This is a genomic window from Uliginosibacterium sangjuense (assembly GCF_059132465.1).
This window is the reverse complement of sequence record NZ_CP101132.1, coordinates 3,799,847-3,824,555: the sequence shown is the minus strand read 5'-3', so window position 1 is coordinate 3,824,555 and position 24,709 is coordinate 3,799,847. Positions and strand designations below refer to the sequence as shown.

Below are 24,709 nucleotides of genomic sequence, written 5' to 3'. Positions count from 1 at the left end.
GCGGCGTCACCGGGGGCGTAGCCCAGTTCCGGTGACGTGCTGAGGGTGCCAGTCCTTCAGTGCGCGATCTCCTCGTGCCAGCACAGGCCGTCACGCGCCAGCAGTGCACTGGCGGCGGCCGGCCCCCAGGTGCCGGCGTTGTAGGTGCGCGGTGCTTCGCTGGCGTTGGCCCAGGCATCCATGACCGGCTCCACCCAGCGCCACGCGGCCTCCTGCTCGTCGCGTCGCACGAACAGCGTCAGATTGCCGCGCAAGGCATCCATCAGCAGGCGGGCATAGGCTTCCAGGCGTTGGCTGCGGAAGGCCTCGCGGAAATCCAGGTCCAGCTTCACCGGCTCCAGGCGCATCACATCGCCGGGCTGCTTGGCCATCATGTGCAGCAGCACCGTTTCATTCGGCTGCATCTGGATCACCAGGCGGTTGGCGAAGCGTCCCATCGCACCTCGGCCGAAGATGGAGTGCGGCATCTGACGGAAGTTGATGACGATCTCCGCCAGCTTGTCCTGCATGCGCTTTCCGGTGCGCAGGTAGAAGGGCACGCCGGCCCAGCGCCAGGAGTCGATTTCGGCCTTGATCGCGACGAAGGTCTCGGTGTGGCTGTCGGCAGGAATGCCCGGCTCGTCCAGGTAGCCCGGCACCGGCAGGCCGTCCACCGCGCCGGCGCGATACTGGCCGCGCACCGTGTGGGTGGCGATGCGCTCGCCGACGATGGGGCGTAGCGAGCGCAGCACCTTGAGCTTCTCGTCGCGCACTGCATCGGGTGAGATGGAGGCCGGCGGCTCCATCGCCACGATGCACAGCAGTTGCAGGATGTGGTTCTGGATCATGTCGCGCAGCGCGCCGGTGCTGTTGTAGAACTCGCCGCGCGAGCCCACGCCGATGGTTTCGGCCACCGTGATCTGCACGTCACTGACCCACTCGCGGCGCCATAGCGGTTCGAACAGGCTGTTGCCGAAGCGCAGGGCCAGCAGGTTCTGCACCGGTTCCTTGCCCAGGTAGTGGTCGATGCGAAAGATCTGGTCTTCGCGGAAACAGGCGCCGATCTCGTCGTTGATCGCCTGCGAGGAGGCGAGGTCGTGGCCCAGCGGTTTTTCCACGATCACCCGGCTGTCGTCGAGGATCAGCCCGCTGCTCTTGAGGTTGGCGCAGATCGGCGAGAACAGGGCCGGCGTGGTCGACAGGTAGAACAGGCGCGCGCCCCCGCCCAGCAGCTTGGCGCCCAGTGCGCTGAAGCTCGCTGCGTCACGCACATCGCAGCCGACGTAGTCGAGGCGTTGCAGGAAGTCTTGCCATTCGCTTGCGGCGTGCCCGTCGTGCAGGAAGGGCTCGGCCTTGTCGGCGACCAGGCGGCGGAATTCATCGCGCCCCAGGGCTTCGCGGGCGACGCCCAGGATGCGGCTGCCGGTGTCGAGCAGGGCGCTGCTGTGGAGGTGGAACAGCGCCGGGATCAGCTTGCGCATGACCAGGTCGCCAGTGCCGCCGAACAGGATGATGTCGGGGGCGGATCGGGTGTGCATTGTAGGTGTCTCCGCGAGGGGGTCGGCAAACCCAAGAGCATATTTGAAAGCGCTTGATTTGGCGCTACATACACTCCCTGATCCTCGCTGCTGGAGAGCATGACGTCGCTTCCTCCGGTGGGTCTTTTCCTTGCCCGGCAGGGTGATTCGCCGGGGACTTGAAATCCGTTTCGCCTGCCCATATTTCGCTGCGCGAGCGCGTCGATTGTCTGCGTTGGCTGGCGGGAACCCGCCCGCGCGGCGCCGGTCGAAACGCGCCGAAGCGCATTGCAGCCTGGGTGCGCTTCGACATTCCGTGACCGACGGGTCGGCGGCATGCGCGAACGACCCGTCGCTCACCCGACAAGACAAGTGAGGCGACGACAATGACTGCAATGATTCAGGTGCACAACCTGACGCGCCGCTATGGCGATCTGCTCGCGGTGGAGGACGTGTCCTTCCGCATCGGGCGCGGTGAGGTCGTGGGTCTGCTGGGCCACAACGGCGCCGGCAAGACCACGGTGATGAAGATGATCACGGGCTTCCTGGAGCCCACGGCCGGCGAGGTGCGCATCGACGGCCTGCTGCTCGGTCGCGACACGCGCCGCACGGTGCAGGCGCGCATCGGCTACCTGCCGGAGAACTGCCCGGTGTGGCCCGAGATGAACGTGATCGACTATCTCGATTACCAGGCGGCGCTGCATCAGGTGCCGCTGGCGCAGCGCGACGCCGCCATCGCCCGTGCCATTGCGCGGGCGCGTCTGGTGGAGAAGGCGCGTGCGCCGATCAGCACCTTGTCGCGCGGCTACCGGCAGCGCGTGGGAGTGGCGCAGGCGATCCTGCATCGGCCGGCCATCGTGATCCTGGATGAACCCACCAACGGCCTGGACCCGCAGCAGATCCGCGACATGCGGGGGCTGATCCGTGAGCTGGCCAGCGAGTCCACGGTGATCGTGTCCTCGCACATCCTGCAGGAGGTGCAGGCCGTGTGCGAGCGTGTGCTGATCATGAATCGAGGCCGGCTCGTGCTCGATTCCCGTCTCGATGCGCTGCAGGCCGGTGGCCGTCTGCTGCTCAGCGTGGCAGGCGATGCGCGCGCCGCATTGGCCGGCGTGGCGGGCGTGCGGGCGGTGAGCCTGCTGTCCGAGCGTGATGGCCTGAGTCAGTTCGCCGTCGAGGCCGACCCCGCGCTCGCGCCTGCGCTGGCCGCGGCAGTGCAGCGCGCGGGCCTGCCGCTGCATGGCCTGCAGACCGAGCGGCGCGACCTGGAAACCGTGTTCGCGGAAGTCACCGCGCACACGCCGGCTGCATCGGCCGCTGGTGGCGATGCCGACCGGCCAGATACGGAGGTGACCAAGCCCGCTGTGGCAGAGCAGGAGGTGGCCCATGCGTGAGACCCCGCATCAGGCCGTGACCGTCGCACGCAAGGAGCTGGGCGGCTTCTTCGCCTCGCCTGCCGCCTTCCTGTTCCTGGGCGCGTTCCTGCTGGTCACGCTGTTCGTCTTCTTCTGGTTCGAGACCTTCTTCGCCCGCAACATCGCGGACGTGCGCCCGCTGTTCAAGTGGCTGCCGCTGCTGCTGATCTTCCTGGTCGGTGCGATCACCATGCGCAGTTGGTCGGAGGAGCGTCGTGCCGGCACCCTGGAGAGCCTGCTCACCGCGCCGGTCAGCACGTTGGCGCTGGTGCTGGGCAAGTTCTTCGCCGGTCTCGCCCTGGTCGCCATCGCACTGGCGCTGACCGTGCCCCTGCCGATCACGGTCGCCTTCCTCGGCCCATTGGACTGGGGGCCGGTCATCGGGGGCTACATCGCCACCCTGTTCCTCGCCGCGGCCTATCTGGCCATCGGCCAGACCATGAGTGCCCGCACCGACAATGCGGTGGTCGCGCTGATCCTGAGCTGCGTGGTGTGTGGCGTGTTCTACCTGCTGGGCTCGGAGGCGGCCACCCGGCTGGTCGGGACGCGCGCGGCCGAATGGCTGTCGCTGATCGGCACCGGCTCGCGCTTCGAGTCGATCACGCGCGGCGTGCTGGACTTGCGCGACCTGTACTACTACGTCTCGCTGGTCGGTCTGTTCCTGAGTCTCAGCCTGTTCACGCTGGAGCGCATCCGCTGGGCCGGCAATCCGGGCAATGCACAGCATCGCGCCTATGGCTGGATCTTCGGGCTGGCCGCCGCCAACTTCCTCGCCGCCAACTTGTGGCTGGCGCCGGTTGGCTGGGCGCGCGCCGACATCACGTATGACCATCGCTATTCCCTGTCGCAAGCGACCCGCGATGCGCTGGGCCGGGCGCGCGAGCCGCTGGTGATCCGCGGCTATTTCTCGGCCCAGACCCATCCGCTGCTTGCCCCGCTGGTGCCGCAACTGCGCGACCTGCTGGAGGAATACGCGGTGGCCGGCGGCGGGCAGGTCAAGGTCGAGTTCGTCAATCCGCAGGAGGACAAGGCCAAGGAAGAGGAGGCCGCCGCCAAGTACGGCGTGCAGCCGGTGCCCTTCCAGGTGGCGAGCAAGTACCAGGCGAGCGTGGTGAGCAGCTACTTCGATCTGGTGGTGTCCTACGGCGACCAGTTCGAGCGCCTGGGCTTCCGTGATCTCATCGAGGTCAAGGGGCGTGGCGACACCGAGTTCGACGTGGCCCTGCGCGACCCCGAGTACGCCATCACGCGGGCGGTGCGCAAGGTGATCGCCGGCTACCAGTCGGGTGCTTCACCCTTTGCGGCGATCGGCGACACGGTCACCTTCAAGGGCTACCTGTCGCCTGATGAGCGCCTGCCACAGCCGCTGCAGAGCCTGCGCGCCGACCTCGATGCGGTGCTGGCGGAGTTGCGGCAGGAGTCGGGCGGCAAGCTCAAGACAGCCTTCGTCGATCCGGATGCCGAGGGCGGCCAGGTCGGGCGCGAGCTGACGCAGCGCCACGGCTTCCGGCCGCAGATCGCCAGCCTGACCGACCCGCGTCCCTTCTGGTTCTATCTCACCCTCGAAGGCAAGGGCGGCATGCAGCCGGTGGCCCTGCCCGCCGAGCCGGGGCGCGACAAGCTGCGCGCCGCCATCGTCGCCGGTCTGCAACGCATGGGCAGTGGTGCGCTCAAGACGGTGGCCGTGGTCGGCGCCGAGGGCGAGGGCTACGCCAACCTGCGCAAGGTGCTGGGCGAGAACCTGCGCCTCGTCGACACCGACCTGGCCAATGGCAAGGTGCCGGCCGAGGCCGACCTGCTGATGCTGCTCTCGCCCACCGCGCTTAAGGAGCGCCAGGTCTTCGCGGTGGACCAGTTCCTGATGCAGGGCGGCAGCGTGGTGATGCTCAGCTCGCCGTTCAACACCCAGGTCACCGATTCCATCGCGGCGCTGGAGCAGCGCTCCAACCTGGAGGACTGGCTCAAGCACTATGGCCTGTCGATGGATCAGAAGCTCGTCATGGACCCGCAGAACGCCGCCTTCCCGGTGCCCGTGATGCGCTATGTCGGTGGCATTCCGATCCGCGAGATGCGCATGCTGGCCTATCCGCCCTTCGTCGACGTGCGCGCGGGTGAGGGCTTGTCGGCCGATTCGCCGATCACCGCCAACCTGCAGCAGCTCACCTTCGCCTGGCCTTCGCCGATCCGCGTCGAGCAGGACAAGCAGACCGGCCGCAGGCTCACCATCCTGGCGCGCAGCAGCGAGCAGGCCTGGCTGGCTGACGGCCGGGCGGTGATGCCGGACTTCGAGCGTCATCCGCGGAGTGGCTTCGCGCCCGGCGACAAGCCGGAATCGGCCACCCTGGCGGTGGCGCTGGAGGGGAGTTTCGAGTCCTTCTTCAAGGGCAGGAATGCGCCGGCCGCCGACGCCAGCGCACCGGCTGCCCAGGCGGGGACGGGCGACACCGGCGTGATCGAGCGCTCGCCCGAGAATGCGCGGCTGGTGCTGATCGGCGCCAACAACTTCGCCAGCGACATGACCCTGGGCATCCTGTCCAGCGGCATGGGCACGTTCTATGGCGCGCCGCTGTCCTTCCTACAGAACGTGGTCGACTGGTCGCTGGAAGACCCCTCGCTGCTCGCGCTGCGCGGCCGCACCCAGTTCGCACGCACACTGGAACCGCTGGAGGCCGAGCAGCAGCAGTTCTGGGAGGGGCTCAACTACATGCTGGCGCTGGGCGGGCTGGCCCTGGTCTGGCTGGCGCGTCGCGGCCTGCGCGTGGCGCGCGAGAAACGCTATGAACTGATCCTCAAGGAGGCACACGCATGAACCGTCGCATCATCTTCGTCCTCGCCGTGCTGCTCGGGGCCCAGGTGCTGCTGGGCGCGGCCCTGCACTTCTGGCCGCAGGGCGGAGGAGGGGGCGCACGCCCCGAGTTGCCTGTCGCTGACGCCGGGCTGGACCGTATCGAGATCGCCACCGCAGACAGCACGCTCAAGCTCGTCCGCCAGGACGGTCAATGGCGCCTGCCGGACTACTTCGGCATGCCTGCTTCGGCCGATGGCGTGAAGCTGCTGCTGGAGCGTCTGGGCAAGCTGGAGGGCGGCACGCCGGTCGCCACCAGCCAGGAGGCGCGGCAGCGCTTCAAGGTCGAAGACGGGCGCTTCGAGCGGCGGGTGCGTCTCTACCGCGGCGATACCGTGCTGGCCACCGTCTACATCGGGACCCCGGGCAGCCGTAACCGCAGCCATCTGCGCGTGGAGGGACAGGACGCCATCTTCGAGGAGGCCTTCGCCTCCTATGACTTGCGGGCCGACGCCGTGGGCTGGGTGGACAAGGGCTTACTGAAGCTGACGCGGGACGACATCGCGAGCATCCAGAGCGGCGGGCTCACCCTCAAGGCGCAGCCGCCGGCCCCCGCAACCGAGGCCTCCGCTCCGGCCCAGGCGGCGACCTGGCAGGCCGAGGGGCTGGCACCAGGCCAGTCCCTCAAGCCGGCGGGGGCGGATCGCCTGGCCGAGCAGCTCGTCAATCTCTCCTTCGATGCTGTGCTGGGCAGCGAGGCGCAGCCCGACTTCAACCTGAGCGCCCCGGTGTTGAGCCTCAGCGTGGCGCGCAAGTCGGGCGCGGCGCGGGAGTACCGCCTGAGCAAGCTCGTCAAGGAAGACGCCTACGCGTTGCAGGTGTCGGATCGCAAGGAGGTCTTCAAGCTCCTGCCCTACCAGGCCCAGCCGCTGATCGACGCGGCGCGGCCGGAGCAACTGCACGGCTGATCGGTCGCGCAGGCGGCGTCCGGCACTTCCCCTCTTGCCGGACGCCGCAAATTTTTCTAGTTTTCCGTTTCGATGCCCTGCTTTTCCGAGGTCTCGATGAGCATCTTCGACACGGTCGCCACCCAGATCCGCCACATGGGCCTGCCCTTGTTCGCGGTGAGCCTCAGCGCCATCCCCTGCGCCGACACACCCCTGCTGCTGATGCTGCACTGGCATGGCTTCCGCCCCGCCGGACCACGCCGTGCATCCGGCCCGCCGCGCGAACCGGTGCCGGTGCCCGCCTCGGCCCTGCAACTGGCCGAGCGCTGGCACGACCTGGCCACGGTCGAGCGCGCGGTGCTCGATGCCGCATGGCAACTCGGCGCCTGGAACCTGGAGCGCGACGAGAAGCGTGCCTGCAACACCATAGGCGCCAGCCAGCGCGAGGCACTGGAATGCCGCCAGGCCTTCGGTGATTTTCCGCCGCTGCATGACGCCGAAGCCTTGATCGAGGAGGCGCCTGACCGCCGCGACCTGATGCACCTTGCGGCCGAGCGCGGCTATGTGTGCTGGCAGTTCCGCCCGGTCTCGGGCGGTGTGTGGGAGGCGCGCGAGGGCGACGACACGCTGGACGGAGAGGGGCGCCGCGCGCCTCCCTGCCCGGTGGTGCCGCTCGCTTGCAAGGGCGGCAAGGCGACACGCACGGTGTATCGGTTGGGGCGGGTCAATCGACTGATCTACTAGGCCGACGCGCGGGCGGCCCGGCCGATGGCGGCAATCGCCGCCGACTGCGCGGCGCGGTCGCTGCGCGCGGCGGTCAGGAAGACGCACAGCACGATCGGCTCGCCCGTAGGCGTCCAGTAGATGCCTACGTCATTGGCGGTGCCGTTGTCTCCGGTGCCGGTCTTGTCGGCCAGCTTCCAGCCCTCGTTCAGCCCGGCGCGCAGGCGCGCGCCACTGGTGCGGGTGGCGAGCATCCAGTCCTTCAACTGCTGACGCGAGGCGGAGCTGAGTCCGTCGCCCAGCAACAGGCGACGCAGGTTCGCCCCCATCGCCCGTGGCGTGCTGGTGTCGCGTGGGTCGCCCGGGCGGGCCTCGTTGAGCATCGGCTCCGGGCGGTCGAGGCGGGTCACCTGGTCGCCCTGGGCGCGCAGGAAGGCATTGAACGCGGGCAGCCCGCCCAGTGCATCGAGCAGCAGGTTGGCTGCGGTGTTGTCACTGTCGGCCACGGCGCCTTCGCACAACTGGGCGAGGCTCATGCCGGGGCCGTCGGCATGGGCTTCGGTTGCCGGGGAGTAGTCCAGCAAGTCCTGGCGGCTGAAGCGCAGCTTGCGCTCCAGGCTGTCCTGCCCGGCCTCCACCCGGCGCAGCACGGCGGCGGCCAGCAGCCATTTGAAGACACTGCACATGGGAAAGCGTTCTTCCCCGCGGTTAAGGAATTCTTGCTCATGTGTCGCACCTGCGCGCCCGTCATGCAGATAGACGCCGAGGCGCCCCCCGCTTTCGCGCTCCAGCTCGCGGCAGATGGCGTGCAGCCGGTGCGGCTGCGCGGCGTGTGCCAGGATTGGCCCAAGTGCCAGGCTGAGGCTGTTGATGATCAGGAAGTGGCGGCGGTTCATGGAAGTGGCTCCGTCAGGCTGGGACGGCGGCATCCTAAGGCGGCGTGAGGCCGGGTTTCAAACGATGATTTCGAGCGTTTGCCATAAGAAAATCTATTTCTTGTGGCGGATAATGCGCACATGAACATTCCCCTCAACGCCTTGCGCGCCTTCGAGGCCTCGGCACGCCATCTGAGCTTCACCCTGGCGGCGCAGGAACTCAAGGTGACGCAGGCCGCGGTGAGCCAGCAGGTCAAGAACCTGGAGGCGCGACTGGGCATGAAGCTGTTCCGGCGCCTGCCGCGCGGGCTGGTGCTGACCGATGAGGGGCAGGCCTTGCTGCCGGCCCTGAGCGATGCGTTCGGGCGCCTCGCCTCGGTGGTGCAGCAGTTCGAGGGCGGGCGCGTGCGTGAGGTGCTCAATCTGGCTGTGGTCGGCACCTTTGCCGTCGGCTGGCTGATGCCGCGCCTGGCGGCGTTCCGCCAGGCCCATCCCTTCATCGACCTGCGCGTCTTCACCCACAACAATCGCGTCGATCTCACGGCGGAAGGGCTGGATTTCGCCATCCGCTTCGGCGATGGCGCATGGCGTGGCATGGGGGCGGAGAAACTGGTGGCGGCGGACATGGCACCGCTGTGCGCGCCACGTCTGGCGGCAGCCCTGGCTACGCCTGCCGACCTGCTCGGCTGCGAACTGCTGCGTTCCTATCGCGCAGACGAGTGGGCGCGCTGGTTTGCGTCGGCCGGGCTGCCCGATCCCTTGATCCATGGCCCGGTGTTCGACTCCTCGCTGGCCATGGCCGAGGTGGCGATGCAGGGCCTGGGCGTGGCCTTGCTGCCGGTCTCGATGTTCGAGCGCCCCTTGCGCGAAGGGCTGCTGGTGCAGCCCTTTGCCATCACTGTGTCGACCGGTCAGTACTGGCTGACCTGGCTGAAGTCCCGTCCGCATACGCGCGCGATGCGTGACCTGCACGACTGGTTGCTGACGCAGGCCCGCGTGGCCTGAATTCCGCTTTTGCGCAGGTGCGGCGGGCTGCTTGCGTGAGGGCTTCCGGGAGGCCGCTGGTGCCCTCTTGAAATCCACCAGACCCGTCCCTATCTCGTCCTCCGTCAGTCAGCAGGACTGACGAGACCGTGCAGCCTGCGGCCTCGCAGGCACGGTCTCCATCCGTTTCCGTTCATCTGAATCGCACAGGAGATCGATATGCATATTCGTCCTCTGCACGACCGGATCATCGTCAAGCGGGTCGAGAAGGCACGCCAGACCGCATCCGGAATCTTCATCCCCGATACGGCCTCCGAGAAGCCCGAACAGGGCGAGGTGCTCGCCGTTGGGCCGGGCAAGCGCCTCAACGATGGCAGCCTGGCGGCGCCCCAGCTCAAGGTGGGCGACATGGTGCTGTTCGGCAAGTACGGCGGCCAGACCGTCAAGCTCGACGACCAGGAGTACCTGGTGCTGCGCGAGGATGACGTGCTGGGCGTCATCGAAGGCGCGAGCGACGCCCGCCTCAAGGCCGCGTAATCCCCTCCCCATTGAACCCGAAGTACAGGAGTCAGAAACATGGCTGCCAAGGAAGTACGCTTTCACGACAACGCCCGTGAACGCATCGTCACCGGCGTGAACATCCTCGCCAACGCGGTGAAGGTCACCCTCGGCCCGAAGGGGCGCAACGTGGTGCTCGCCCGCAGCTTCGGCGCCCCCCACATCACCAAGGACGGGGTGTCGGTCGCCAAGGAGATCGAGCTGAAGGACAAGTTCGAGAACATGGGCGCGCAGATGGTCAAGGAGGTCGCCTCCAAGACCGCCGACGTGGCCGGTGACGGCACCACCACCGCTACCGTGCTGGCCCAGGCCATCGTGCAGGAAGGCATGAAGTACGTGGCTGCCGGCATGAATCCGATGGACCTGAAGCGCGGCATCGACAAGGCGGTGAGCGCGGTGGTCAAGGAGCTGCAGGCGCTCTCCAAGCCGATCAAGAACAGCAAGGAGACCGCGCAGGTCGCCGCGTTGTCGGCCAACTCCGACGAATCCATCGGCAAGATCATCGCGGATGCGATGGACAAGGTCGGCAAGGAAGGCGTGATCACCGTCGAGGACGGCAAGAGCCTGGACAACGAGCTGGAAGTCGTCGAGGGCATGCAGTTCGACCGCGGTTACGTCAGCCCCTATTTCATCAACAACCCCGACAAGCAGACGGCCGTGCTGGACGATCCGCTGATCCTCATCCATGACAAGAAGATCAGCAACATCCGCGATCTGTTGCCGGTGCTGGAAAGCGTTGCCAAGGCCGGCAAGCCCTTGCTGATCATCGCCGAAGACATTGAGGGCGAGGCGCTGGCGACGCTGGTGGTCAACAGCATGCGCGGCATCCTCAAGGTGGCCGCCGTCAAGGCACCGGGCTTTGGCGATCGACGCAAGGCCATGCTGGAAGACATCGCCATCCTTACCGGTGGCACCGTCATCTCGGAAGAGACCGGCAAGCAACTGGAGAAGGCCACGCTGGAAGACCTGGGCCGCGCCAAGCGCGTCGAGATCGAGAAGGAGAACACCACGATCATCGACGGCGCCGGCGAGAAGGCCAAGATCGATGCACGCGTGAAGAACATCCGTGCGCAGGTCGAGACCAGCACCAGCGACTACGACCGCGAGAAGCTGCAGGAGCGCGTCGCCAAGCTGGCCGGCGGGGTGGCCGTGATCAAAGTGGGTGCCGCCACCGAGGTCGAGATGAAGGAGAAGAAGGACCGCGTCGACGACGCCCTGCATGCCACGCGTGCGGCGGTGGAAGAGGGCATCGTGCCTGGCGGCGGCGTGGCCCTGCTGCGTGCGCGTGCCTCCATCGGCTCGCTCAAGGGCGACAACCCGGACCAGGACGCCGGCATCAAGATCGTGCTGCGCGCGCTGGAAGAGCCGCTGCGTGCCATCGCGGCGAACGCCGGCGACGAACCCTCGGTGGTCGTCAGCAAGGTGCTCGAAGGCAAGGGCAACCACGGCTACAACGCCGCGACCGGCCAGTACGGCGATCTGGTCGAGATGGGCGTGATCGACCCGACCAAGGTGACGCGCTTCGCGCTGCAGAACGCCGCCTCGGTAGCCAGCCTGATCCTCACCACCGACGCCACCGTGGCCGAAGCGCCGCAGGAGACCAAGGCCGCAGCCCCCGCGCATGCGGACATGGACTACTGATCAAGCGCTGCACGCGTTCAGGCAAAAAAGAAGCCGGCTGATGCCGGCTTCTTTTTTTGCGCAGGCCCAGGCTTCAGCCGTGCAGCTTCGCCAGTTGCTTGGCGATCACGTCATGCGACAGCCACAGCACCGGGCCGGACGGGTTGCCGGCCTCGTTGAACATCAGCGGGCCGGTGGCCTCGATCACCAGGGCGGACAGGTGATCGGTGATCAGTGCCTTGTGATCCTTGTGCTGGCTGGTGACCGACTCCGAGGTGCCGATCATGCGGTCGGCCAGCTCGGTGGTGTTGTCCATGGGCCAGGCCGCGAAATCGCGGAAGCGCACCATCACCGGATCCTGGTTGTAGGTGTCCAGTTGTTCGAGGATGGCGGCCAGCGAGCTGCCCTCCTGCAGCAAGGCCTGGCAGGCGGCCCACTGCGCCTCGCCCCAGGCACCGCAGCCTTCGCGCTTCAATGCATTCAGCAGCGGCACCAGCGACAGCTCCACGCCGACGAAGATGTCGGAGGAGTTGGTACGGATCTCGGGGCAGTTGAACACCGTCGCCTTGACCCCCTTGGCCCAGGCGGCCGTGGCGATGTCTTCCAGGCGCTTCTTGGCGTAGCCCTGGGTGTAATTGGTGTAGGTCTGCCAGTGGTACTCGCCACCGATCAGGATCTCGGTGCCGTGGTAGCCGTAGGCGGTGTAGCGCACCTGTCCGCCGGCCGCTTCGACGCGCGAGCGGATCGCCGTCGAGCCCTCGATCAGGTAGCCGAAGGTGTTGGCCGTGACCTCGTCGAAGTTCATCAGGTTGAGCTTGCCGAGGTCCGAATCCAGCAGTGCGCGCGAGGACATGAAGCGCTCGCCACGGCCCTTGTAGATGCGGTTCGCGATAGCCAGGAAGACCTTGGCCTTGACCAGGCCGCCGGCCATGGTGTGGGCGAAGAACACATTGGCGCCAGCCGGGATCAGCGCGTCGAGCTGGCCCATGGCCTCGGCGACGGCGGACTTGAAGCGCGCCACGCCCAGCTCGCGGCAGACGTTCACATGCGCCCAGTCCAGCTTGTCTTCCTGCCAGGTCTTCAGGCCCATCTCGTTGACCAGCGCGGTCACGGTGGGCGTGCCGGCCGGCGCGTCCATGTCGAAGCCCGCCATCATCGGCACGTTGATGATCTTGCCGCCCAGGTTGGCTTCGGCAGCGGCCAGCTCCTCGTCATTCAGCTTGCGCAGCGTGCCATCGGCCTCGCGGCGGCCCACGGTCATGCCCACGATCTGCATGCCGGCGGCGCGTGCTTCATTGACCAGGCCATTGGCGTAGCCACGGCCGAACAGCTCGCCGAACAGGACGAACACGTCGCCCTGGCGGAACACGGTCTGTTCGCTGAGGTTTCTCAGGGGAGTCAGTTCACTCACGATGTGATCCTTGCTTGATTCCGAACTCGGTGGGCGCGAATGCTAGCCCGAATAGAGGTTTACCGCGAGTGGCGCCGCTCCACGGCGCCACTTCGGTGTTCCGGAATTGACCAGGATCGTATTGATGCAGCGTTGTGGTCTTGCGCCCGAAAACCTTGCTTTTTATCTGGCGCAAGATGATATGCAGAGGCGCTGCTGCGCCTGGGATCAAGCGTGTTGTCGCTGCCGCAGCGCGCTCAGGTCCGCTGTGCCCTTGAGTGCCCAGCGAGCGAGCAGGGCGCCGCCCAGCAACAGGATCATGCCCATCCCCCAGGCGATCCAGATCAGCGGGCCGATCCAGGCGTCGAGGGCGCCCAGTGCCGGCAGGCCGTCGTGCAGCCAGCCGGCCAGAGCCAACATGCTGTTCTGCAGGGCGACCACGGCGTCTACGCCGATCCAGGGGGTGAGCCATTGTGCTGCGGGGGATTCGGCCGCGCGGGCCGCCAGATCACCCAGTGAGCTGCTCGCCACCGCCTGTAGCGCCCATTCACTGAGCGCGTGTGCAGCGAGTGTCAGCAGCGTCCACAGCGTGGACAGGAGGGCAAAACCGATCCAGATGAGGCGTTGCATGATGCGATCTCCAGGGGACAGTGCAGGCTTTGACTCACTGTCTCGCCGGGTGTTCCGCGCTGTTTGTGTGAAGCGAGAATGGGCAATCGGTGCGGGCGTCTTCGCCGCGCGGGGGCTCCGCGGCTAGCCAATTAGTAAGGTGCAGGTATGACTCTGGGGCGCCTGTACATGCCGAGACTGATCCGGAAAAGGTTGTTCTGATCCGCGGATACTGTGTGAGTTTCTATGACGGGATCCCATCCAGCAGCACACAGTGCTTTACCGTGAGGATCGGGAACAGCGGACATCTGGATTGTCCCGGGTTTAACAAAGAAGGCGGCGCTTTCCTCTGGATCAAACCGTGCGACGAACTGGCCCGCAAGAGCAAGCCCGACATAACAACCGCTGCCAAGCAAACCCGCATCCCGGGTGACTGTGACCTTGATCAGACCATCGCCGGGCGCATCCAGTGCAAAGATGCGTTCCTTGGGAACGGGTTTGGCAGCGGTGCTCGATATCGGTGAGGTGGTGCACCCAGTTGTTATTCCCAGAAGCAGGGCGATGACAGCAGCCGCGTTTCTCTTCATGACGCCTCCGTGAGTGGGCGGGTGTTAGGTATTCCTGTGCTCTGACGCGTGTAGCTTTCCATGGCAGGAGTGCGCATATTCATCCGCTTATCCTTGCGCTAACTGTCCGCTTGCTTGCCCACTGGCGCAGGGCCTGAGCCTGCTCGGCCATCAGCACGGAGAGTGGCCGGGTGCGGCCGATCCCGGTCAGCAGCAGAGTGTCAGGTAAACCCCATGGATTGTTGAACGATACCGTTCGGCACAGCGCACTTCGTAAATTGCGTACCTTCTACCATGTGGTGCAAGACAAACCGCCGGATATCGTTTGCGAACAGTCTGTAGTTGTCGACCGATTTAGGGAGCGAGCACTGTTTGCTGCTTCATTGGCAGCACGCTGTGCTCGTTGGGCGCGTGTGTATCCCATCTGAGTGAGAGCTTGGCAGTCTACTACTGACACCTCTTTAGCTTCCATGCGTTTTGCCGCCTCTTTAGATGCTAAGAGATATGTTTCGGCATCACTTTTGTACTGGGAAACTCCGATCTGCTGGCATATATCTACGGCGCTCATTGCGGCGATTTCCTGAGCGGTCGGGGGCGCAAATGCTGCGCACCCGAAAATACCGAATGTAGCGGTGCAACTGGTGATTAGCGTGGTTTGGCGAATGGATACGATGAATGTCATATGATTTTCCTTTCGATACTAATGCTTTAAGAATTCTAGCGACTCCTTAGAGAAATCGTGCTTTTAGATTTGGCATGTGTGACAAGGAAGGGCTGTGTCTTCTCTATCTGAGATCGCAAGTAATAAATTGGCTTACTCCTCACGCCATCACAGCCCGCTCGCCAGCCCACTGCCGTAGGGCCTGCACCTGCTCGGCCATCAGCACGGAGAGTGGCCGGGTGCGGCCGATCTCGGTGAGCAGCAGGGTGTCGTCCAGCGCTTGCTTCTTGGCGTGCGCTTCGAAGCTGGCGGCGATGACGGCCTGTTCGATCTCGGCGCCGGTGAAGCCCTGGCTGGCGCTGGCCAGACGGGCGAGGTCGAAGGCCAGGGGATTCTGCTGGCGGCGACTGAGGTGGATGCGGAAGATGTCTTGTCGCGTGGCCTCGTCGGGCAGGTCGACGAAGAAGATCTCGTCGAAGCGGCCCTTGCGCAGCAGTTCGGCGGGGAGCGCCCGCACGTCGTTGGCGGTGGCGGCGATGAAGACGCGGCTGGCACGCTCGGCCATCCAGGTGAGCAGGGTGCCCAGCACGCGGCGACCGACCCCGCCGTCGGATTCGGCCGAGCCCTGGGCCATGGCCTTCTCGATCTCGTCGATCCACAGCACACAGGGTGATAGCGCTTCGGCGGCGGCGAGCGCGGCACGCAGGTTGCGCTCGGTCTCGCCGTGGTACTTGTCGTAGAGGCTGCCGACGTCCAGCCGGGCCAGTGGCACTTTCCAGCTTGCCGCGATGGTGCGTGCGGCGAGCGATTTGCCGCCGCCCTGCACGCCCAGCAGCAGCACGCCACGCGGCGTCGGCAGGCCGTCGGCCTCGCCAGCGAAGGAGGCGGCGCGCAACTGCAGCCAGTGTTTCAGGTTGGGCATGCCGCCGACATGCGCCATGTCGCCTTCGACGTACTCGATCGCCAGCGCGCTCTGCGCTTGCATGCTGCGCTTGGCATCCATGACGCGGCGCAGGTCGCGCTCGGTGATCATCGCGTCGTCGCGGATCGACAGACGCAGCAGGCGCCGCACGTCTTCTTCGCACAGCCCGGCGAGCTGCTGCACCAGGCGATTCGCGATGGCCTGCTCGCCGCCGACCTTGCGCCCCTCGCGCGAGGTGGCGAAGAGTTCCAGTTCCTCCTGGAAGATTTTCTTGATGCGTGCGACATCCGGCAGCGCGAGTTCATGGAACAGGGCATGGCGTGCGATCTCGGAGGGCAGCTCCAGGCGCGGACCGATCAGCACCAGGGTGCGCGCACGGTCGTGGTGGGCAAAGGCCACCTCGCGCAGCAGGCGCTGCACCGCAGCCTGCTCCAGGAAGGGGTGCGGGTCGAACAGCAGGTACAAACCGGGCGGTCCTTCCTTGTCGATGAAGTGCAGGGCCTCCTGCAGCTCGATCGTGTCCTCGACTTCGCGCCTGCGCGATTCAGCCTGGGGCACATGCTGCGGCTTCCAGCCCTCGACTGTCTGGAAGCTGTCGCTGGCGCGGGCGCCGCTGTAGCGGAAGTTCTGCTGGATCAGCCCGTCGGCCACGCTCCAGGTGTAGAGCGGCAGATCGCCCTCCTGCGCGAGCTTCTCCAGCAAGGCAGCGGCGCGCGGCTCTTCATGTGTTTCGATGCAGATCAGCGGGAAGCGCGCCTGCAGCGCGCTGCGCAGCGCGTCGAGATCGGGGATGGTGGGCGTGGCGGTCATGGCCGGGCGGGCTCCGATGAAGGTGTCGGCGCAGTCTGCTATGGCCTGCCCGGGGCTGGCAAGCCGACGTGGTGACAGTGGCAGACCCTAGACCAGCAGCGACAGCGTGAGCCCCAGACCGCACAGATAGGTGCCCAGCGCGCCGGCGAAGCGCAGCGGGTTGGGGCGCTTGAGCCCACGCAGCAAAGCCAGGCCCGCCACCAGCAACACCCGGCTCGCGGTGGCGCCGATCATCAGCGCGAGCTGCCAGGTCGTGGGCGCCTGCTGGCCGATCAGGATGAACAGGAGGGCAAGGAAGGGGGCGAATTCCACCGTATTGCCATGGGCGCGCACCAGGCAGGTCAGCGGGTGGTCTGGGGCCTCCGGGCTGCCGCAGCTCACGCGGTAGCGGAAGCGGGCAATCGAGACGCCCAGGCCGAGGCCGAAGACCAGCAGGCCAAGAATGACGGTGCAGTAAAGGGCAACAGGGTGCATGGTGTGGGGCTCCGGTCGGAGGAGGAGACGTAGGCTACTCCAAGGATTCTGCTTGGCGGGAGTCGGGAAGCACAGGCGGGTGGTCGTGTTTTTAGACCACAGGGCGCGTGCCGGTATCGCTGCGTGCCGGCAGGATGCGTTGTCCCCGCGTGTGGGAGATGACAAATGGTGGGCCGGGGAACGAGAGAGGCCGGCGTCTCAGCCGCGCCATCATTTGCCGTGAGGGCGGTGGTGCGGCGGTTTCCAGCCTGCAGAAAGGTGTCGCGCTGGCGGGGCTGCCGACGCCATGGATCTTGGTGCCGCAGTGAGATAGCGGTCTCGTTCGTGGCGGCCCCGCCGTGCCAGGCCTGCGATTACTTGGCAAAGATCAGGCTTAGGGCGTCGTCTCCCGTGGCATGGCGCACCTGTGCGTTGTCGAAGGCGGCGAAGCCGAAGTCATAGCGTCCCGCCAGATTCTCGAACTGCACATCGAAACGGCTGCCGGTGACGAGTTTGCGGCTGATCACCGAAGTCGACATGCCGTTGCTCCAGCTGTAGTTGACGCGGATGTCCCCGCGGTCCGAGACCAGTGGGAAGATCCGGTACGACGCCACCTCGTCGCCGGCCTTGAAGCGGCTGTCGTCAAAAGCCACTTCATCTCCTGCCTTGATGTAGTAAGTGCCGCCCGCATTCGCTGGCTTGCCGTCGCGGTTCATGAACTTCGGTTTGCCGTTCTCGAGCGGGAAGTTCGCATATTCCGGCGTACCGGGATCGCTCTTGCGCCCCGCGCTCGGGCTGCTCTTTGCGTCGTAACGGGTGTGATCGGTGTACTGATCGTCAACGAAACCCAAAGGCGCGGTACGGCCTCCCTTCATGTGCCACATGTCCGCCACTTCGCCTTCGTTGCGCGTGTACTTGTTGCCGAATGGCTTGCCCTGGCCTTCATGACACATGACTGTGCAGCCGCTGCGCTCGAAGCCCTTCACCGAGTTGTTGATGGGCCAGAGCATGGCCCACTTGTCTTCGTAGTAGATGTTCTCATCGCCGCCCTTGTCGGCCGGATCGGTGAGCTTCTTCCACGAGCCGTCGGCCTGCTTTTGGTACGGTCCGCGGCGCCTGGAGTCGGTCGGGTCCTTGTACTGAACCAGCATGTACAGGGTGTCGCCATAGTAGGCGGCCTTCAGCGTGGCCGTGGTCTCGCCCGTGCCACCGAAGTTCGCGCCACCGTTGAGCGGGACCGAGAGTGGTCGGGCCTGGTTCCACACCGGATCAGCCGCGCCGGCCTTCAGGTCGGGGGCTACGCTGGCCTTGATGGCAACCAGGGTATTGGGCTGCACGGGGTCGGGTGCGGTTGAGCAGGCCGCCAGAGTTGCAGCGGTGATGGTCAGCAGTTGTGCGTTCAGTTTTACCGACATGTTCGTCTCCCAGTGGAACTCCGCTTACCGGCAAATGCGCTGTAAATATAGGTAAGGGCTGGCTGGCTGCCCGGCAGGTGTGCCTCGGACGGGAACATGAGTTCCGGGTTTCTGACTTGGCGCAAGAAATGGCAAGCCGGCCCCGTCCTGCGGGTGGCTCGCATGCGGGATTACCTCGATGCGTCGCCGCGAATGGGCGTCACTGCGCCGCACGCTCCCTGAGGCGGCGCCACAGCGTGGTGCGGCTGATGCCCAGTGCTTCGGCGGCGCGCTGCATGTTGCCGTCGGCCTCTTTCAAGGCGGTTTCCATGCGGCTGCGTTCGGCCTGGTGCACGGTGTCGCGCAGCTTGCTGGCGGAGGCCGGGCGTGCCGCTTGGGTGCCGAGCTCCGGGAACAGCAACTCGACCAGGGCAGCGTCTTCGCTGTCAGCCGCGCCCACCGCCATCAGGCGCTCGACCATGTTCTCCAGCTCGCGCACATTGCCGGGCCAGGAGTAATGCCGCGCGGCGGCAAGGAATCGCGTGAGCAGCACGGGTGGGGGCGGTGGCAGGCCGCTCTTGTGACTGCGCCGCGCGACGATGGCCTCGATCAGGCCGGGCAGGTCCGCGCTGCGTTCGCGCAGCGCGGGCACCGACAGGCGCAGGCCGTTGAGGCGGTAGTAGAGGTCCTGGCGGAAGCTGCCTGCGGCGACACAGGCCTGCAGGTCGCGGTGGGTGGCGGCGATGATGCGCACGTCGATGGGGGTCGGCTCGCGGCCGCCGACGCGCAGCACTTCGCGTTCCTGCAGCACGCGCAGCAGCCTGACCTGCAATGTCGATGGCATGTCGCCGACTTCGTCGAGGAATACCGTGCCGCGATGCGCCGTCTCCAGCAGGCCGGCCTTGCCGCCCTTGATGGCGCCGGTGAAGGCGCCTTCCTCGTAACCGAAGAGTTCGGACTCCAGCAGGTTCTCCGGCATGGCGGCGCAGTTGATGGCGACGAAGGCCTCGCGATTGCGCGGGCTGGCGCTGTGAATGCCCTGCGCGATGAGTTCCTTGCCGGTGCCGGATTCGCCGAAGATCAGCAATGAGAGGTCGATGGCGGCGAAGCGCAGCGCCAGGGTGCGCAGCGCCTGCATGGCGGCGGAGCCGCCGACCAGGTCGTCCAGCGTGTGGCGCGCGCGCGGGCTGTGGCTGCTGCGCGCGGCATGCATGCGCAGATCGCGCCCGGCGCGCTCGACGGCGCTGGCATCCTGCACCGTGAGAACGGCCATGCCGCGCATATCGCCGTCGTCGATGGGGGCGATGTTGGCGATCAGGCGGCGGGGGCCGACGAAGAACACCTTGCCGGTCATCGCGCCGCCGCCGGGCGCGAACACCGGCGCCAGGTCCAGCTCGGGCAGCAGGCTTGCCAGCGGCTGGCCTTGCAGGCTGGCAGCGGGGCTCTCCAGCAGCTCGCCCATGGCGGGGTTGGCGAACCACACCTGGCCATTGCGCTCGACCGCCAGCACGCCTTCGCGCAGCTTGCCCAGCACGGCGGCGAGTTGTTGCCGGCGGGTGCGTTCCACCGCACGCACGCGAGCCACCTCGATGGCTTCGTCCAGCGCGCGGCGGGCGGACTCCGGCGAGTACAGGAACACCGCCTCCATGCCGCAACGCTCGGCCGTCTCGACCACAAGGCTGGGGCCGATCACCACTTCCACGCCACGCGCATGCAGGTCGACGACCTGCTCCTCCACATCGTGTTCGTTGGTATAGCGGCGCAGTTGAAGTTCGATCGTGAGCAGTTCCGACAGCTCGCTCAGCTCCGCACTGACGGCCTCGTAGGTGATCAAGCCAATGCGTGAGCCCAGGCGTGCGGCCTGCACCAGCGCGCCCATGATGTCGAAGCCGCTGGTGCCCAGCAGCACCACGGGGTAGTCGAGCTGGCGGCGCAGCAGTGCGCCGTTGGCGCCAGCGCTGATGAAGACGTCCACGTCGCCGCGCTCGATCAATGCCTGCGCCTGGGCCACCGCGTCGCCGAAGCGGCGGTTCTCGACCACCAGCTCGATGCGTGCGGCGTAATCGGCCGCCACCGACTCCACCAGCCGCGACAGGCGGGAGAAGCTCAGCACGCAGATGCGGGGTTTGCGCGCTACCGAGGTGGTGTGGGTGGATGCATTCATGTTTCAGGATTGAAACAAGTGTTGCTGACATGAAACTTGCGCCGCGACGCGAGTGCAGGACGCGAGCGCCTGGCGAGGACTGTGCGGGAGGGCTGAACAGCCTTTGACAGCGCGGGATTCCGGCGAGTGGGCCGAGGCGGGGTCGGGGCCAGGGCTAGGTCTTACCCTGAGTACAGGAATGGGTGGCACATGGCTTGCGCTTGCAGTGCATCGGCCGAATGCAGCCTGGCCGACGCCCCTGACCCCACGCTGCGTCCCTTCTAAGAAAGGGCAAGCGCGACAGACGAGGATGTGCCATGACCACTCCCAGCCCCGGCCAGAAGTTCAGAGAAGCGCTGGCCGCAGAGAAGCCCCTGCAGGTGCCCGGTGCGATCAACGCTAACCATGCCCTGCTCGCACGTAACGCCGGCTACAAGGCGATCTATCTGTCCGGTGGCGGGGTCGCGGCAGGCTCGCTGGGCCTGCCCGACCTCGGCATCACCGGGCTGGAGGACGTGCTGATCGACGTGCGCCGCATCACCGATGTGTGCGAGCTGCCGCTGCTGGTCGATGTGGACACCGGCTTTGGTGCCTCGGCCTTCAATGTGGCGCGCACCACCAGGTCGCTGATCAAGGCCGGCGCCGCGGCGATGCATATCGAGGACCAGGTCGGCGCCAAGCGCTGCGGGCATCGCCCCAACAAGGAGATCGTCAGCAAGCAGGAGATGGTCGACCGCATCAAGGCGGCCGTCGATGCGCGCACCGATCCGGGCTTCTTCATCATGGCGCGCACCGATGCGCTGGCCGTGGAGGGCATGGAGGCCGCCATCGAGCGTGCCGTGGCCTGCGTCGAGGCCGGTGCCGACGGCATCTTTCCCGAAGCCATGACCGAGCTGTCGCAATACGCGCGCTTCGTCGATGCGGTGAAGGTGCCGGTGCTGGCCAACATCACCGAGTTCGGTGCCACGCCGCTGTACACCCGCGAAGAGCTGGGCAGCGTGGGCGTGGCCATCGCGCTGTATCCCTTGTCAGCCTTCCGCGCCATGAACAAGGCCGCGCAGAACGTCTACCAGACGCTGCGCCGCGAGGGCACGCAGAAGAACGTGGTCGACAGCATGCAGACACGCAAGGAGCTGTACGACGCCATCGGCTACTGGGACTACGAGGCGCGGCTCGACGCGCTGTTCCAGCAGGGCAAGGCATGAACACCCACGACGCCGTCATCCCCGCGAAAGCGGGGATCCACTGCATCGACCCGAGTGGCATCGAGGCACAGTGGATTCCCGTTTTGCGAGCTTTCGGCATTCGCCGAAATGCCTGCTTACCCCACTACGCGGGAATGACGGGGCCTTTACCGCGAGTGTCACCGCAACGAGTCAGTTCCGCGTAATTCCGCCGGCGTAAAACAGAACGACGGCATCCCCGACCCAGATTCCCGTGAGAGGAGACAGAGAGATGAGTGCAGAAGCAGCCAGCGCCAGCGAAACCGTATCCGCCGTGAAACCCAAGAAGTCCGTCGCGCTGTCCGGCGTGGCCGCCGGCAATACCGCGCTGTGCACGGTCGGCCGCAGTGGCAACGACCTGCATTACCGCGGCTACGACATTCTCGACGTGGCCGAGGCCACCGAGTTCGAGGAGATCGCCTTCCTGCTCATCCACGGCAAGCTGCCGACCACCGCGGAGCTGGCCGCCTACAAGAACAAGCTGATGATGCTGCGGGGGCTGCCTTCGGCAATCCGCACGGTGCTGGAGCAGTTGCCGGCCTCGACGCATCCGATGGACGTGATGCGTACCGGGGTGTCGACCCTGGGCTGCCTGCTGCCCGAGAAGGACGACCACCACGCCGCCGGCGCACGCGACATCGCCGACCGCCTGATCGCCTGCCTGGGTTCGATGCTGCTGTACTGGTACCACTTCAGCCATGCCGGCCGCCGCATCGACACCGAAACCGAGGACGACACCATCGCCGGCCACTTCCTGCGCCTGCTGCATGGCCGCGAGCCGAGCGGACTGTGGAAGCGCTCGATGCACACCTCGCTGAACCTGTATGCCGAGCATGAGTTCAACGCCTCCACCTTTGCCGCGCGCGTGATCGCCGGCACGGGCTCCGACATGTACTCCGCCGTGGCCGGTGCCATCGGTGCCTTGCGCGGCCCCAAGCACGGCGGCGCCAACGAGGTCGCTTTCGAGATCCAGAAGCGCTTCGACACGCCGGACGAAGCTGAGGCCGAGATCCGCCGTCGCATCGAGAACAAGGAAGTGGTGATCGGCTTCGGCCACCCGGTCTACACGATTGCCGATCCGCGCAACAAGGTCATCAAGGAAGTGGCGCGCCGCCTCTCCATCGCGGCGCACGACATGAAGATGTTCGGCATCGCCGAGCGCATCGAATCGACCATGTGGGATGCCAAGCGCATGTTCCCGAACCTCGACTGGTTCAGCGCGGTGAGCTACCACATGATGGGTGTGCCGACCGCGATGTTCACGCCGCTGTTCGTGATCGCGCGCACCACCGGCTGGGCTGCGCATGTGATCGAGCAGCGCATCGACAACAAGATCATCCGCCCTAGCGCCAACTACGTCGGGCCGGAGAACCTGAAGTTCGTGCCCATCGAAGAGCGTCGCTGAAAATCCGGGGAGTCGGGAGTGGGGAGTCGAATAACCCGCCCCGCTCACGACTCCCGACTCCGACTCCCGATTTCAGAGGAAACCATGTCCGACTCGCAGATCGCCGCCCTCGTCGTCACCTTGTTGCTCGCGTTGAGTGTCAATACCTGGTCGACCCTGCGCTTGAAGAAGGTGGCCAGGAAGCGCACTTGAGCGCTTGCCGAGCCGGGGGCCGATCCCGCCGCCGACCTGACTCTCCACTCCCCACTCCCGAATCCAGAGGAACCCATGTCCGCCCACATCTCCAACGTCCGCCCCGAACCCGATCAAGTGCTGGTCGACATCGTCGACTACGTGATGAACTACCAGATCAGCAGCGCGCTGGCCTATGAGACCGCGCGCAACTGCCTGATCGACACGCTGGGCTGTGGCCTGGAGGCGCTGGAGTATCCCGCCTGCACCAAGCTGATGGGGCCGGTGGTGCCCGGTACCGTGGTGCCCAATGGCGCCAAGGTGCCCGGTACGCAGTTCCAGCTCGACCCGATCCAGGCCGCGTTCAACATCGGCACGATGATCCGCTGGCTGGATTTCAATGACACGTGGCTCGCGGCCGAGTGGGGCCACCCCTCGGACAACCTTGGCGGCATCCTCGCCACGGCCGACTGGCTGTCGCGTAACGCCATCGCCGCCGGCAAGAAGCCACTGACGATGCGCGAGGTGCTGACCGGCATGATCAAGGCGCACGAGATCCAGGGCTGCATCGCGCTGGAGAACAGCTTCAACAAGGTGGGCCTGGACCACGTGGTGCTGGTGAAGGTGGCCTCCACCGCCGTGGTGGCGCAGATGCTAGGCCTGAATCGCGAGGAAATCATCAACGCGGTGTCGCTGGCCTGGGTCGACGGGCAAAGCCTGCGCACCTATCGCCACACCCCCAATACCGGCTCGCGCAAGAGCTGGGCCGCGGGCGATGCGACCAGCCGTGCGGTGCGCCTGGCGCTGATCGCCAAGACCGGTGAGATGGGCTACCCGTCCGTGCTGAGCGCCAAGACCTGGGGCTTCTACGACGTATTGTTCAAGGGCCAGCCCTTCAAGTTCCAGCGCCCCTACGGCAGCTATGTGATGGAGAACGTGCTGTTCAAGATCAGCTTCCCGGCCGAGTTCCACAGCCAGACCGCGGTGGAGTGCGCGATGACGATCAACGCGCGCCTCAAGGCGGCCAACAAGAGTGCCTCGGACATCAAGAAGATCACCATCCGCACGCATGAGGCCTGCATCCGCATCATCGACAAGAAGGGGCCGCTGAACAATCCGGCCGACCGCGACCACTGCGTGCAGTACATGGTGGCCGTGCCCATCCTGTTCGGCCGCCTCACCGCGGGTGACTACGAGGACAGCGTGGCGCACGACCCGCGCATCGACGAGCTGCGCGAGAAGATCGTCTGTGTCGAAGACCCGCAATTCACCGCCGACTACCACGACCCCGAGAAGCGCAGCATCGCCAATGCGCTGACGGTCGAGTTCTATGACGGCAGCAAGTTCGAGGAAGTCGTATGTGAGTACCCCATTGGCCACAAGCGCCGCCGCACCGATGGCATCCCGCTGCTGGAGGCCAAGTTCCGCACCAACCTCGCACGCCGCTTCCCGAAGAAGCAGCAGGACGCGATCCTCGCCGTCTCGCTGGATCAGGCCAAGCTGGAGGCGATGGCGGTAAACGAGTACGTCGACATGTACGTGATCTAAGCGTCGTTCCC

General features: G+C 66.1%; 19 protein-coding genes. 10 read left to right on the top strand and 9 right to left on the bottom strand.

What is annotated here, in order from left to right; translation table 11 throughout:
* Positions 1-56 precede the first annotated feature (56 nt).
* Positions 57-1,517: a glucose-6-phosphate dehydrogenase gene (zwf, locus tag NMB43_RS17600; RefSeq protein ID WP_494349467.1), complete on the bottom strand. Its 1,461-nt coding sequence runs from the start codon at positions 1,515-1,517 to the stop codon at positions 57-59.
* Positions 1,518-1,882: 365 nt separating this feature from the next.
* On the opposite strand from zwf, the gene NMB43_RS17595 reads away from it, so the two are divergent.
* The 4 genes from NMB43_RS17595 (at position 1,883) to NMB43_RS17580 (ending at position 7,387) form a co-directional block, all read left to right on the top strand.
* Positions 1,883-2,890, top strand: a complete 1,008-nt coding sequence (locus NMB43_RS17595) for an ABC transporter ATP-binding protein (protein ID WP_494349466.1) — start codon at positions 1,883-1,885, stop codon at positions 2,888-2,890.
* Complete coding sequence (locus NMB43_RS17590; RefSeq protein ID WP_494349465.1) at positions 2,883-5,720, top strand: Gldg family protein; 2,838 nt, start codon at positions 2,883-2,885, stop codon at positions 5,718-5,720. Before NMB43_RS17595 ends, NMB43_RS17590 begins: the two co-directional genes overlap by 8 nt.
* Positions 5,717-6,664 (top strand): DUF4340 domain-containing protein, encoded by a 948-nt coding sequence (locus tag NMB43_RS17585; RefSeq protein WP_494349464.1) that lies wholly within the window; start codon positions 5,717-5,719, stop codon positions 6,662-6,664. Before NMB43_RS17590 ends, NMB43_RS17585 begins: the two co-directional genes overlap by 4 nt.
* A gap of 96 nt (positions 6,665-6,760) precedes the next feature.
* Positions 6,761-7,387: a hypothetical protein gene (locus NMB43_RS17580; protein WP_494349463.1), complete on the top strand. Its 627-nt coding sequence runs from the start codon at positions 6,761-6,763 to the stop codon at positions 7,385-7,387.
* On the opposite strand, the gene bla is transcribed toward NMB43_RS17580, so the two are convergent.
* Complete coding sequence (gene bla, locus NMB43_RS17575; protein WP_494349462.1) at positions 7,384-8,262, bottom strand: class A beta-lactamase; 879 nt, start codon at positions 8,260-8,262, stop codon at positions 7,384-7,386. The genes NMB43_RS17580 and bla overlap by 4 nt on opposite strands.
* A gap of 120 nt (positions 8,263-8,382) precedes the next feature.
* Here bla and NMB43_RS17570 point away from each other — a divergent pair, with 120 nt between their 5' ends.
* From NMB43_RS17570 to groL, 3 genes are all read left to right on the top strand, one after another.
* On the top strand, positions 8,383-9,246 hold the full coding sequence (locus NMB43_RS17570) for a LysR family transcriptional regulator (RefSeq protein WP_494349461.1): 864 nt from the start codon (positions 8,383-8,385) through the stop codon (positions 9,244-9,246).
* Between the two features lie 198 nt (positions 9,247-9,444).
* Positions 9,445-9,762: a co-chaperone GroES gene (locus tag NMB43_RS17565; RefSeq protein WP_494349460.1), complete on the top strand. Its 318-nt coding sequence runs from the start codon at positions 9,445-9,447 to the stop codon at positions 9,760-9,762.
* 39 nt (positions 9,763-9,801) lie between these two features.
* Entirely contained in the window at positions 9,802-11,424 is a 1,623-nt protein-coding gene (gene groL, locus NMB43_RS17560) for a chaperonin GroEL (RefSeq protein ID WP_494349459.1), read from the top strand.
* A gap of 73 nt (positions 11,425-11,497) precedes the next feature.
* Here the strand turns inward: groL and NMB43_RS17555 are convergent, their stop codons facing one another.
* The 7 genes from NMB43_RS17555 to prpR form a co-directional block, all read right to left on the bottom strand.
* Positions 11,498-12,814, bottom strand: a complete 1,317-nt coding sequence (locus NMB43_RS17555; RefSeq protein WP_494349458.1) for an enoyl ACP reductase FabMG family protein — start codon at positions 12,812-12,814, stop codon at positions 11,498-11,500.
* Between the two features lie 207 nt (positions 12,815-13,021).
* A complete protein-coding gene (locus NMB43_RS17550) occupies positions 13,022-13,423 on the bottom strand; it encodes a hypothetical protein (RefSeq protein ID WP_494349457.1) in 402 nt (133 codons plus the stop codon).
* 131 nt (positions 13,424-13,554) lie between these two features.
* The gene (locus NMB43_RS17545) at positions 13,555-13,989 is read right to left on the bottom strand and encodes a hypothetical protein (RefSeq protein ID WP_494349456.1); all 435 of its coding nucleotides are present in this window, start codon (positions 13,987-13,989) and stop codon (positions 13,555-13,557) included.
* Positions 13,990-14,789: 800 nt separating this feature from the next.
* On the bottom strand, positions 14,790-16,361 hold the full coding sequence (locus tag NMB43_RS17540) for an AAA family ATPase (protein WP_494349455.1): 1,572 nt from the start codon (positions 16,359-16,361) through the stop codon (positions 14,790-14,792).
* A gap of 87 nt (positions 16,362-16,448) precedes the next feature.
* Complete coding sequence (locus tag NMB43_RS17535; RefSeq protein WP_494349454.1) at positions 16,449-16,835, bottom strand: MAPEG family protein; 387 nt, start codon at positions 16,833-16,835, stop codon at positions 16,449-16,451.
* A 353-nt stretch (positions 16,836-17,188) separates the two neighbouring features.
* Positions 17,189-18,229, bottom strand: coding sequence for an ethylbenzene dehydrogenase-related protein (locus NMB43_RS17530; RefSeq protein WP_494349453.1), 1,041 nt, complete (start codon positions 18,227-18,229; stop codon positions 17,189-17,191).
* Positions 18,230-18,428: 199 nt separating this feature from the next.
* Positions 18,429-20,372: a propionate catabolism operon regulatory protein PrpR gene (gene prpR / locus NMB43_RS17525; protein ID WP_494349452.1), complete on the bottom strand. Its 1,944-nt coding sequence runs from the start codon at positions 20,370-20,372 to the stop codon at positions 18,429-18,431.
* Between the two features lie 296 nt (positions 20,373-20,668).
* Between prpR and prpB the strand changes: the two genes are divergently transcribed.
* The 3 genes from prpB (at position 20,669) to NMB43_RS17510 (ending at position 24,698) form a co-directional block, all read left to right on the top strand.
* Entirely contained in the window at positions 20,669-21,556 is an 888-nt protein-coding gene (gene prpB / locus NMB43_RS17520; protein ID WP_494349451.1) for a methylisocitrate lyase, read from the top strand.
* Between the two features lie 250 nt (positions 21,557-21,806).
* Positions 21,807-22,979, top strand: coding sequence for a bifunctional 2-methylcitrate synthase/citrate synthase (prpC, locus tag NMB43_RS17515; RefSeq protein ID WP_494349450.1), 1,173 nt, complete (start codon positions 21,807-21,809; stop codon positions 22,977-22,979).
* Between the two features lie 267 nt (positions 22,980-23,246).
* Positions 23,247-24,698 carry a bifunctional 2-methylcitrate dehydratase/aconitate hydratase gene (locus tag NMB43_RS17510; protein WP_494349449.1) on the top strand — a complete coding sequence of 484 codons (1,452 nt, stop codon included), beginning with the start codon at positions 23,247-23,249 and terminating at the stop codon, positions 24,696-24,698.
* Positions 24,699-24,709 lie beyond the last annotated feature (11 nt).

Excerpts from the sequence above, each read along its gene's own strand:
- prpB (WP_494349451.1), top strand. The coding sequence starts at position 20,669 with ATGACCACTCCCAGCCCCGGCCAGAAGTTCAGAGAAGCGCTGGCCGCA.
- NMB43_RS17590 (WP_494349465.1), top strand. The coding sequence starts at position 2,883 with ATGCGTGAGACCCCGCATCAGGCCGTGACCGTCGCACGCAAGGAGCTG.
- NMB43_RS17545 (WP_494349456.1), bottom strand. The coding sequence starts at position 13,989 with ATGAAGAGAAACGCGGCTGCTGTCATCGCCCTGCTTCTGGGAATAACA.
- NMB43_RS17535 (WP_494349454.1), bottom strand. The coding sequence starts at position 16,835 with ATGCACCCTGTTGCCCTTTACTGCACCGTCATTCTTGGCCTGCTGGTC.
- zwf (WP_494349467.1), bottom strand. The coding sequence starts at position 1,517 with ATGCACACCCGATCCGCCCCCGACATCATCCTGTTCGGCGGCACTGGC.
- NMB43_RS17580 (WP_494349463.1), top strand. The coding sequence starts at position 6,761 with ATGAGCATCTTCGACACGGTCGCCACCCAGATCCGCCACATGGGCCTG.
- NMB43_RS17570 (WP_494349461.1), top strand. The coding sequence starts at position 8,383 with ATGAACATTCCCCTCAACGCCTTGCGCGCCTTCGAGGCCTCGGCACGC.
- groL (WP_494349459.1), top strand. The coding sequence starts at position 9,802 with ATGGCTGCCAAGGAAGTACGCTTTCACGACAACGCCCGTGAACGCATC.
- NMB43_RS17595 (WP_494349466.1), top strand. The coding sequence starts at position 1,883 with ATGACTGCAATGATTCAGGTGCACAACCTGACGCGCCGCTATGGCGAT.
- prpR (WP_494349452.1), bottom strand. The coding sequence starts at position 20,372 with ATGAATGCATCCACCCACACCACCTCGGTAGCGCGCAAACCCCGCATC.
- NMB43_RS17540 (WP_494349455.1), bottom strand. The coding sequence starts at position 16,361 with ATGACCGCCACGCCCACCATCCCCGATCTCGACGCGCTGCGCAGCGCG.
- NMB43_RS17510 (WP_494349449.1), top strand. The coding sequence starts at position 23,247 with ATGTCCGCCCACATCTCCAACGTCCGCCCCGAACCCGATCAAGTGCTG.
- NMB43_RS17550 (WP_494349457.1), bottom strand. The coding sequence starts at position 13,423 with ATGCAACGCCTCATCTGGATCGGTTTTGCCCTCCTGTCCACGCTGTGG.
- bla (WP_494349462.1), bottom strand. The coding sequence starts at position 8,262 with ATGAACCGCCGCCACTTCCTGATCATCAACAGCCTCAGCCTGGCACTT.
- prpC (WP_494349450.1), top strand. The coding sequence starts at position 21,807 with ATGAGTGCAGAAGCAGCCAGCGCCAGCGAAACCGTATCCGCCGTGAAA.
- NMB43_RS17530 (WP_494349453.1), bottom strand. The coding sequence starts at position 18,229 with ATGTCGGTAAAACTGAACGCACAACTGCTGACCATCACCGCTGCAACT.
- NMB43_RS17565 (WP_494349460.1), top strand. The coding sequence starts at position 9,445 with ATGCATATTCGTCCTCTGCACGACCGGATCATCGTCAAGCGGGTCGAG.
- NMB43_RS17585 (WP_494349464.1), top strand. The coding sequence starts at position 5,717 with ATGAACCGTCGCATCATCTTCGTCCTCGCCGTGCTGCTCGGGGCCCAG.